Here is a 9,061-nt window from a genome sequence, read left to right as displayed (position 1 = left end):
AAATGTGTGATTTAAGATTGTTTGAAATATAAACAAAAAAAACACTTGCATGATTATTTATACAGTACTACTGTATACAAAACCACTGTATAAATAATCACTAGTAGGTAAACTTATGGCAAAGTTACATGCATTATCAACCCAATCTCAACGAAGCACCGTTGTGCAACAAATTGTTGCGCCGCAGTTTAGTTTACAAAGCCAAGGGCTAAACCAACAGAAGTGGACCTATTTACTGGCTAACCATATTCAATTCAATGAAAAAGCTGACTTTGTGATTAAGTTACCCAAACCACAAACCGTGACTTTAAAAGAGTGGTTAGAAAAAATTATTACTAGTGGCCAATGTAATTTGTTATTTGTTGAACAACTCAGTATCGATGAAATTGCCCATCACCGCATTCAACAGCTTTGTGCTATGCACAATGTGACCTTAATCAATTTGTTACCCAACAAAAAAACCAGCGCGCAAATTGTTCAAGGGCCTTGGTAAGCATTATCTGCACTAAGTTCTGCTGTTGTTTGTTTATTCGCTTAGTTAAAATACTGCAACTGAGTTTTTAGAAGATACCTTATGCAGTCTTTAGTTAGCCCTTGTTATTGTGGTAATGAGCAAGATTTTGGCTCTTGTTGCGAGCCACTTTTATCAGGTAAACAGGTTGCCAAAAGTGCCGAAGCCTTAATGCGCTCGCGGTTTTGTGCTTACCGCTTACAAAACTACGAATATGTTCTCGCCACTTACGCACAAGCGCAACAAAAACATCTGAATATACATGATATCGCGCAGGGGGCGGCGGACACTGCATGGCTGCGTTTAGTGGTAGTTAAAACCCAGCAAAAACAAACTACGGCTAAGGTAGAGTTTCGAGCCTACTATCAAGTAGAAACGCAGTATTATCTGATGCATGAGACGTCTGATTTTATCCAGCAAGACCAAAAGTGGTATTACACCTCTGGCATAATGCATCAAGACTCGGGCCCATACATGCAGCAACGCAATGATGTGTGTTTGTGCGGCAGTGGTAAAAAATTCAAAAAATGTTGTTCTGGTTTATAGCGTTTAATAGTTTAACCGTTTGGGACTTTTTGTAAGTATTGCTGCTATTTTTAAGCTTTAACCCTTGTTACTTTGCGTTTGTTGGCCGGCTCCTGAGCCAAAGTGCTAGATTCTATCATGCTGAATTATGTAGCCTAAGTGCTTGATTTTAAATATAGGTAGATTCACCACGTTGCTATTAAGGACTACGCTAGACCTGTTTAAGTTTTAGCCTTGAGAAGGTTTGAATTTAACTCGAACACTAAGCAAATATTAAGCTGAGTAAACTAATTTGCTTGTTAATGCGTATAATGACTGTTGCATCTAATCCCTAACTAGGCAACCTTTTCGCCTCAACGCACGAGCTGTAGAAATTATTATGGATCTTATTTTTTTCGACTTAGATGGCACACTGTTAAACGATGCATCTGAAATATCGACATTTACCAAAGACACCCTCAACCTGCTAAAAGATAAAAATATTGCTTATACGGTAGCCACCGGACGCACAATGCTTTCAGCTCAGCGCATCATAGATGGGCATTATTTCGACTTACCGCAAATATACAATAATGGCGTTACCGTTTGGGATCCTAAAGTCCAGCGATTGACTTTTGAAAATTTGCTCAGTCAATCAGAAATCACCACCATTGTCGATTGCGCCCTATCACAAGGTATCGCTCCTTTTGTTAACGCCATTGATGCGCCAAGTAAAATTGAGCATCATCATTATATTTTCCACGCTGAGACACGCCACGAAGTAGAACGAGAACTCATTCGTAAGTTTTTTTCTCAAACTGATGCAAAGCTTCTACCTTTACATGCCCTACCTAGCAACAGTCATGTAACCAATATCAGTATGATTGGCAAAGCAGATATCATCAGTAAGATGTGGCAAGAACTTAATACCCATACGAATTTAATTGCTTATTCAGGCCCAGCGCTTGAAGGTAGAGGTTATCGTTGGATGGATGTGCATCACTGTCTTGCTAACAAAGGTAGTGCGGTAACAAACTTAAAAAAGCAATTAGGTGCCAGCAACGTTATTTGTTTTGGCGATGGTGATAACGACCTGAGCATGTTTGCTTTAGCGGATGAAAGTTATGCGCCTGAAAATGCCCGAGACGAAGTCAAACAATCGGCAAGCGGTGTTATTGGTCACAATCATAAAGATGGTATCGCGCACTTTTTACGCGAACGCTTTTCATTGTAAGAGCCTAATAAATTTTTAAGGAATCATTGTCGTTTTCTAGGGCTTGCTGACCTTTAAAAGCAAAATGGCGGCATCTTAAACCCAAAACAGGCTCACTGGTGTATTGGCCAACTGCAAAAGAGCGGTGGCTAAGCACAGAGCCTTCCTCAACACCGAGGTGAGTCGGCCCTTGTGTCATTTTTGTTTATCTGAAGCGCGTTTTTTTGTCGCCCACTAGACCTGCAAACATCGGCGGTGCCTCATGGAAACACTGGCTGCTGCAACCATGCACATAAAAGTTCAACAAGTCATCTATAGTGTTTAAAGCTGGGTTTACCACTTACTGAACTTTGGATAAGCCGCGGCTCTCAATAACGCTCTTATTGCGCTTAGCAGCGCTGGGGTTTCTAGCAATAGTCAGCTATTTCGTACGAAATCCAGCCCTACTATCCACAAAACTTTCGTCACCGAGTGAATATCAGCTCGGGTAGAAACCGCTAATCTTTCGTTTGTAATTGAAGTTATAACGACACTTCTTATCCAGAGTTCGGGTTACTTTTGCATTTATTTTATCAATTAACGGCTATTGATAAGATAAAGTGTCACAAATAATTTTCCCTCTTTAAAGTTAAGGCTTTCTTGAACTTAAAATAAGAGGTGTGTATGAATTTTGCAGAATTTGCGGCATCACGAAAGAGCGTGCGTGGTTTTACTAAACAAGCCGTTACTAAAGAAGTCGTTGATGCTGTTATTAACGCCGCGAAATGGGCGCCCTCTTCTTACAATACCCAAACCTGGCGCATTCATGCTGTTACAGGGGAGGTTCTTGATAAAATCCGCGAGGGTAATACCAATAATACGCTAGCAGGGAAACCTAATGTTCGGGATTTTCCCTACAAAGAAGACTATCAAGGTATTCACAGACAACGACAAATCGATGTCGCAGTACAATTGTTTGAAGTCATGGGAATTAGCAGAGAAGACAAAGAAAAGCGCATGGACTGGATGATGAGAGGTTTTCGGCAGTTTGATGCCCCAGTATCATTGGTACTAACTTACGATAAAGAATTAGAGCCTGCGGGTATCACCCAATTTGGTTTAGGCTCTTTAGCCTATGGAATAGTACTGGCGGCATGGGATCTTGGCCTTGGCTGTGTCATTAATGGTCAAGGTATTATGCAATCAGATGTTGTACATCAACATGCGCAAATTCCTGACAATGAAGCCATTATGATTTGTATCGCAATGGGTTACCCTGACGAGAATTTTCCAGCCAATGATGTTCGCTCTACTCGAGCCGATAATAAAGACTTTGTTACTTATCACGGCTTCTAACTGTTTATTTTAATTAAATAAGCAAAACCCGGCCCTCTAGGGTCCGAACATCTAAAGTCCGATTATCTGCTTTAGTCTGCCCTTTTTTGCAAATCTCAAGACGGCTAAGGTAGATAACCTGCAGAATGCAATCTGATTAACTACAGGAGCTCATATGTTCTTTGAAGACTTTTATCCTGGGCAAACAGCTCAGTTTGGTGCTTATTTAGTGACCGAAGCCGAAATCAAAGAATTTGCCGGTAAATATGATCCGCAATTTTTTCATCTCGACAACGAAGCAGCAAAACACTCTTTATTTGGCGGCTTGTGCGCAAGTGGTTGGCACACTGCGTCGATGTTTATGCGAATGTTAATTGATAGTTTGCCAGAAAAACATGGTTCACTCGGTTCGCCAGGTATTAATAATCTCAGGTGGTTACACCCTGTTTATCCAGGCTATATACTAAATGTGAAAAGCACGGTAAGCGAATGTAGGTTGACAGAAAGTAAGCCAGGAGTTGGTTTAGTTTGCATGAATTACCAAGTATTAAATCAAGATGGGCTTATTGTCATGAGCTTAGAATCTAAGGCCTTTTTCAAATGTAAAAATATCTAGTTTTTCTTGAGCTGATTCAAAAAACAAAAAAGTAACATTTTTTACCTCAATCATGAAAGTAAGTCCGTAACTGAATACGACGCTTTTGTCTTTGTTCGCAGAGTGTCCTTCCAACCAAACGTGTTAATCGTTTAAGGTGTTGTTTATAGTTGTTAGACAAAAGGTCATTGAGGATATAATCTAACAATATCGCCGGTATGTTAGGTTGAATATCATTCGTTATTCATGCTTGTTTTTATTATTTTTTAGTTTTTGCTGCATCAGCAAAACTATTGAGTTGTCTGCGGTTTCTGACGAATTTTTCATCAATGAGCACCTTGATTTTCTTCAATCGAATGATGAAAATTTAACTTTCGAACAAGTCTTTCAACAATATCAACTCAGTAGTTTTTCACATAAGCAAAATAGCAAGGTCAGTTTCGGCTTTACCAGCGATGTGGTGTGGGCGTCAGTATCAATAACTAATTCTAGTGCTGATAGCATTAAGAAAGTGTTTTACATTGATAGTGCTTGGTTAGATCGCGGCGATTTTTATTTTATACGCCACAACGCCCTAGTGAAGCAAAACTCAATTGGCGATACATTGCCTTTTGCCGAAAGACCAAATCGCACCCGCATGATGACGCAACAATATGTGTTTGAGCCAGGCACTACCGATGTGATTATGCGCTTTAAGTCAAACGATCCTCTACTGATCCCTATTTATTTGACCGACGAGAGTCTAGTTCAAAACAATGTTGCTTTATCCAGCTACTTCTATGGTTTTCTATATGGCGCATTTTTTATATTGTTGATTTATAACATCGCGCTTTCTGTTGGTCTAAAGGACGTTCGCTACGTCTTTTATTCCTTGTATCTACTGTCTTTTTTAAGCCTCAACATTGCGTACACTGGCCATGGATTTAAGTATATTTGGCCGGATAATTTGTATGTCCAAAGTTGGGCAATGATCATCTTTTTATACTTTTACATCATATTTGCAATCGCCTTTTGCTTTGAATTCCTTAAATTAAAGGTATTCACGCCCCGCTTATACAAGCTTAAAATCTGGATTTATGCGGCTTTGATTATCATAGGCGGTTCGTTATTTATCACCGGTAAGCAACTTCTTGCCGTGCATATTGGAGTGATATTAACCTCACTGTTGGTCGTTGTTTTTATATCTTTAGGGTTTGTAACCTTTAAATCTAACCACCGTGTCGTGCAATTTTTTATTCCCGCCGTTTTAATGGGAGCTGGTGGCGCGGCTATTTCGGCAGCAACAACGTGGGGGATCATTTCATACAATGCCATGTTATTTCACAGTATTGAAATCGGTATGCTGATAGAGATGTTCATTTTTGCTTTAGCCTTGGCATTTGATTTAAAAGAAGTGAATAAAGCTCGCCTAATTGCAGAAGTAGACGCTCAATTTGATCATCTAACCGCTTTGTATAACCGGCGAGCTTTTAGCTCTGTTGCAAACAACCAATGGCATTTAAATCTCAGACTTCACAAAAACATGTCGATGATTTTGCTGGATATCGACTGGTTTAAAAAAATTAATGATGACCATGGCCATGCAGCGGGCGACGCAGTCCTGAAAAAAGTAGCCTCAATCTTAAAAAATAAGGTTCGAAAAAGTGATGTTTTAGCTCGCTGGGGTGGAGAAGAATTTATTATATTCTTGCCGAATACCAACAAGGTAGCAGCTACTGGGCTTGCAAATACCTTACGGGAAGACATTCAAGCTCTGCGCGTTATTCATGATGGTCAGTCGCTTACGGTGACTGCAAGTTTTGGTGTGGCTGGCTATGTTAATCACTTAAGCCGACTTGAAGAGTTAATCAAACTTGCCGATGTGGCGTTATACCAAGCAAAAGATAGCGGTCGCAATACCGTCTTCGAACTACCCGACGAACCTGATAACTCACCACAATGCATCACGCCACATTAGAGTTAAAATCTTAAGTTTCGTGTTATTAACATCGTGTTGTAAACCTATACCCCGTTAATTAAAGGTGAAACGCTCGACTAAACCCTCTTTGCCAGCCCCAACACAGCCTAGTTTGTCATCACAACTTAAACTCCAGATATTATTTGTACTCAAAGAGGTCCAAGTATCAGCGTCTTCTTGCCACAGGCTGACGCCTTGAGGATTAGAAATTAGTACATGCGTGGTATTGTTTGTCGTTATTAGCGCTGAGCCATAAATTGCTCCTTTGAGAGGAACAATTGGTAGGTCATACCACACATGCGTATCTAGGTTGTAGCGCTTCGCTACAGCAGGCTGTTGTTCTGTTTTCAAACTACCACCAAAGGCATACAGCCATGGTCCACTCTGTTGCACACTGAATATACCTGCGGCTTCGCCTCCCCCAAAAGGAGTATCAATAATTTGCCATGTTTTTTCTTCTTTCACTAAAATACGCGGATTTTGGGTATTGCCGGTACCGATATAGATAGTTTTATTTTGCCCTTGATTTATACACGTGCCGCTTGAAGCAAAACCACCCTCATTGGCTTGCGCCGCAAAAGGTAGACTTTGCCTTTGCCACGTTGCCCCGCCATCCTGAGTGGCCAAAATAAATAAACCTGTCTTATCAGAATCACCATATAACCAAGCCTGTTGCACAGAGCTAAAGTGCAAACAATCATAAAAGGTCTCTGGCGCCATGCCTTGTGCTTGAAGTTGCCAATTAGCTAATGTGCTATCACTGCGATAAACACGGGATGCAGCCCCCTCACCCGCACTCATTATTACCACTGAACCATCTTCTAAGGGCTGAATATCCCGAAATTGCAGGCTCTGAGTCTCTGCAGGGCCCGCAACTTTCTGCCAATGAATACCATTATCTTGACTATGAAAAATACCTCCCTGCGTACCACTTGCCCATATTGAAGGCCCAATACGATGAACAGCCTGAAAATCAACCGTAGGATCAAGCGTACTAACCGTGCCAGCACTGACGCTACAGCCAAAGACAACACTGACAATACATAGTGACTTTTTAAACATGAGGTATTCTTAATTATTTACGATGAAGCAACACCTTACCTCATAATAGCAATGAAGATAAGGCACTTAATACAAGGCCATACGATCGTTAGCCAACATAAAATAACTCAAGCAAAAGCCTAAGCTATTTATCAAAGTTACCTTGCTTTATGCGCCAAAGGGGTGATGTTCTTGCCAATGACGAGCAATTTCTTCCCGGGTACATAACCATACCCTGTCATGGCTTTGCACATATTCAATAAAACGCTGTAATGCTGCCATCCGCGCAGGTCGGCCAACGATACGACAATGTAAACCAATTGATAACATCTTAGGTGCAACGTCGCCCTCAGCATACAAAACATCAAAAGCGTCTTTAAGGTACTGATAAAACTGCTCTCCACTATTAAAACCTTGCGGCGTAGCAAAGCGCATATCATTCGTATCCAAGGTATAAGGTACAATTAATAAGGGTTTATCGTGTTGGGTATCGTAATAGGGTAAATCATCAGCATACGAGTCAGCACAGTAGAGAATATCGTCTCGCTCAGACAACAGTTTTAATGTGTTGGGGCTGGTGCGGCCGGTATACCAGCCTGCGGGTTTACTGCCGGTGATTGCCTGATGAAGCTGAATAGCGGCATGGATCATTTTCTTTTCTTGCGCTTCAGGCATATTTTGAAAGTGGATCCAGCGCATGGCGTGACTGGCGATTTCCCAATTTGCACTTAACATAGCGGCCACGGCTTCAGGGTTTCGTTGCAAAGCCATCGTCACACCAAATACCGTTATCGGTAACTTATACTGTTCAAACAAGCGATGTAAGCGCCAAAAACCGACGCGACTGCCATATTCATACATAGACTCCATACTAAGATGTCTATCAGGATAAGCTTGCGCACCAATGATTTCAGACAGAAATACTTCTGAGGCTTCATCACCGTGCAATACACAATTTTCACCACCCTCTTCGTAATTCAGCACAAACTGAACAGCAATTTTAGCCTGATTGGGCCATTTTGGATCAGGTGGAAATTGCCCATAACCAATTAGATCTCTAGGATAAGCATGACTCATAAGTGTCCTTTAATTCTTTGTTTTAGTTGTTATAAAAGTGTCAGGTACGGCTAGACCACAGCCCTTCAAAATAAGTGCCACCAAATTGTTGGTCGCATCCTTAAAGTCATTTTCATCCATAGGCTTACCCCTGAGTTCGGTAATTTGAATGGCAAAATCCGCATAGTGCTGACACGTTGCCCAAATATTAAACAATAAATAGTGTGGGTCCAATGCTGATAATTTATCGTGTTCAATCCACTGTTCAATTACCTGTACTCGGGCTTTCATCCAACTAGCGTGTTGATCTTTGAAAAAGCCGCTCAAATTTGGTGCACCGTTGATTATTTCTAGTGCAAATATTTTGGAAGCATCGGGCCGTGTGCGTGAAATCTCCATTTTGTCGGCAATATAATTGGCCAATACAATGGCTGGGTCATCATCAACCGTGGCATGGTCAAATTCGCCATTCCACAAACTGAGTATGTCTTCTAATAAGGCTAAATAAAGGCCTTCTTTACTTTTAAAATAATACAGTACATTTGTTTTGGGTAATTGTGCGCGATCTGCAATATGCTGTACACGCGTGCCAGCAAAGCCATGTAGAGCAAATTCCACTTCTGCAGCGGCCAAAATCTTATGACGATTTATGGCGCCGATAGTGTCGTCCTTCTGGTATTCCTTTTGCTTCATATTACTCTCAGTTGTGTTTATTCAATTCACTAGTGCGCCACTCACACCCTGCTTTTTTGCTTATTGATTTACCTTTCGTAGATGGTCATAAGCAATAACAATTCCAACCCTTGACCAAATGGTCTAGTTTTTGATTGTAATTCAGAAACGCTATCGTGATAATAGCAAATAAGATCA

General features: G+C 40.9%; 9 protein-coding genes. 6 read left to right on the top strand and 3 right to left on the bottom strand.

Going from position 1 to position 9,061, the window contains the following annotated elements; genetic code table 11:
* The first annotated feature begins 115 nt into the window (after positions 1 to 115).
* The 6 genes from NWQ57_RS14120 (at position 116) to NWQ57_RS14095 (ending at position 6,094) form a co-directional block, all read left to right on the top strand.
* Positions 116 to 493, top strand: coding sequence for a hypothetical protein (locus NWQ57_RS14120; protein ID WP_306022802.1), 378 nt, complete (start codon positions 116 to 118; stop codon positions 491 to 493).
* 81 nt (positions 494 to 574) lie between these two features.
* Entirely contained in the window at positions 575 to 1,057 is a 483-nt protein-coding gene (locus NWQ57_RS14115; protein ID WP_306022801.1) for a YchJ family protein, read from the top strand.
* 358 nt (positions 1,058 to 1,415) lie between these two features.
* On the top strand, positions 1,416 to 2,249 hold the full coding sequence (locus NWQ57_RS14110) for an HAD family hydrolase (protein WP_306022800.1): 834 nt from the start codon (positions 1,416 to 1,418) through the stop codon (positions 2,247 to 2,249).
* A gap of 642 nt (positions 2,250 to 2,891) precedes the next feature.
* Entirely contained in the window at positions 2,892 to 3,563 is a 672-nt protein-coding gene (locus NWQ57_RS14105) for a nitroreductase (RefSeq protein ID WP_306022799.1), read from the top strand.
* A gap of 154 nt (positions 3,564 to 3,717) precedes the next feature.
* The gene (locus tag NWQ57_RS14100; protein ID WP_306022798.1) at positions 3,718 to 4,158 is read left to right on the top strand and encodes a MaoC family dehydratase; all 441 of its coding nucleotides are present in this window, start codon (positions 3,718 to 3,720) and stop codon (positions 4,156 to 4,158) included.
* Positions 4,159 to 4,435: 277 nt separating this feature from the next.
* Positions 4,436 to 6,094: a diguanylate cyclase gene (locus NWQ57_RS14095; protein WP_306022797.1), complete on the top strand. Its 1,659-nt coding sequence runs from the start codon at positions 4,436 to 4,438 to the stop codon at positions 6,092 to 6,094.
* A gap of 54 nt (positions 6,095 to 6,148) precedes the next feature.
* Here the strand turns inward: NWQ57_RS14095 and NWQ57_RS14090 are convergent, their stop codons facing one another.
* The 3 genes from NWQ57_RS14090 to NWQ57_RS14080 all read right to left on the bottom strand — a co-directional run bounded on the left by NWQ57_RS14090 (position 6,149) and on the right by NWQ57_RS14080 (position 8,884).
* Complete coding sequence (locus NWQ57_RS14090) at positions 6,149 to 7,156, bottom strand: hypothetical protein (RefSeq protein WP_306022796.1); 1,008 nt, start codon at positions 7,154 to 7,156, stop codon at positions 6,149 to 6,151.
* 147 nt (positions 7,157 to 7,303) lie between these two features.
* Complete coding sequence (gene puuE, locus NWQ57_RS14085) at positions 7,304 to 8,212, bottom strand: allantoinase PuuE (protein WP_306022795.1); 909 nt, start codon at positions 8,210 to 8,212, stop codon at positions 7,304 to 7,306.
* Between the two features lie 9 nt (positions 8,213 to 8,221).
* A complete protein-coding gene (locus NWQ57_RS14080) occupies positions 8,222 to 8,884 on the bottom strand; it encodes a TetR/AcrR family transcriptional regulator (RefSeq protein WP_306022794.1) in 663 nt (220 codons plus the stop codon).
* Positions 8,885 to 9,061 lie beyond the last annotated feature (177 nt).

It is taken from the genome of Paraglaciecola sp., from assembly GCF_030730205.1.
Classification (GTDB): domain Bacteria; phylum Pseudomonadota; class Gammaproteobacteria; order Enterobacterales; family Alteromonadaceae; genus Paraglaciecola.
Note: the sequence above shows the minus strand (reverse complement) of the source record. Positions and strands in the feature narration are given on the sequence as shown.

What these genes read in the sequence shown, in the direction of transcription:
- NWQ57_RS14115 (WP_306022801.1), top strand. Translation starts at nt 575, where the DNA reads ATGCAGTCTTTAGTTAGCCCTTGTTATTGTGGTAATGAGCAAGATTTT.
- puuE (WP_306022795.1), bottom strand. Translation starts at nt 8,212, where the DNA reads ATGAGTCATGCTTATCCTAGAGATCTAATTGGTTATGGGCAATTTCCA.
- NWQ57_RS14090 (WP_306022796.1), bottom strand. Translation starts at nt 7,156, where the DNA reads ATGTTTAAAAAGTCACTATGTATTGTCAGTGTTGTCTTTGGCTGTAGC.
- NWQ57_RS14110 (WP_306022800.1), top strand. Translation starts at nt 1,416, where the DNA reads ATGGATCTTATTTTTTTCGACTTAGATGGCACACTGTTAAACGATGCA.
- NWQ57_RS14080 (WP_306022794.1), bottom strand. Translation starts at nt 8,884, where the DNA reads ATGAAGCAAAAGGAATACCAGAAGGACGACACTATCGGCGCCATAAAT.
- NWQ57_RS14120 (WP_306022802.1), top strand. Translation starts at nt 116, where the DNA reads ATGGCAAAGTTACATGCATTATCAACCCAATCTCAACGAAGCACCGTT.
- NWQ57_RS14100 (WP_306022798.1), top strand. Translation starts at nt 3,718, where the DNA reads ATGTTCTTTGAAGACTTTTATCCTGGGCAAACAGCTCAGTTTGGTGCT.
- NWQ57_RS14105 (WP_306022799.1), top strand. Translation starts at nt 2,892, where the DNA reads ATGAATTTTGCAGAATTTGCGGCATCACGAAAGAGCGTGCGTGGTTTT.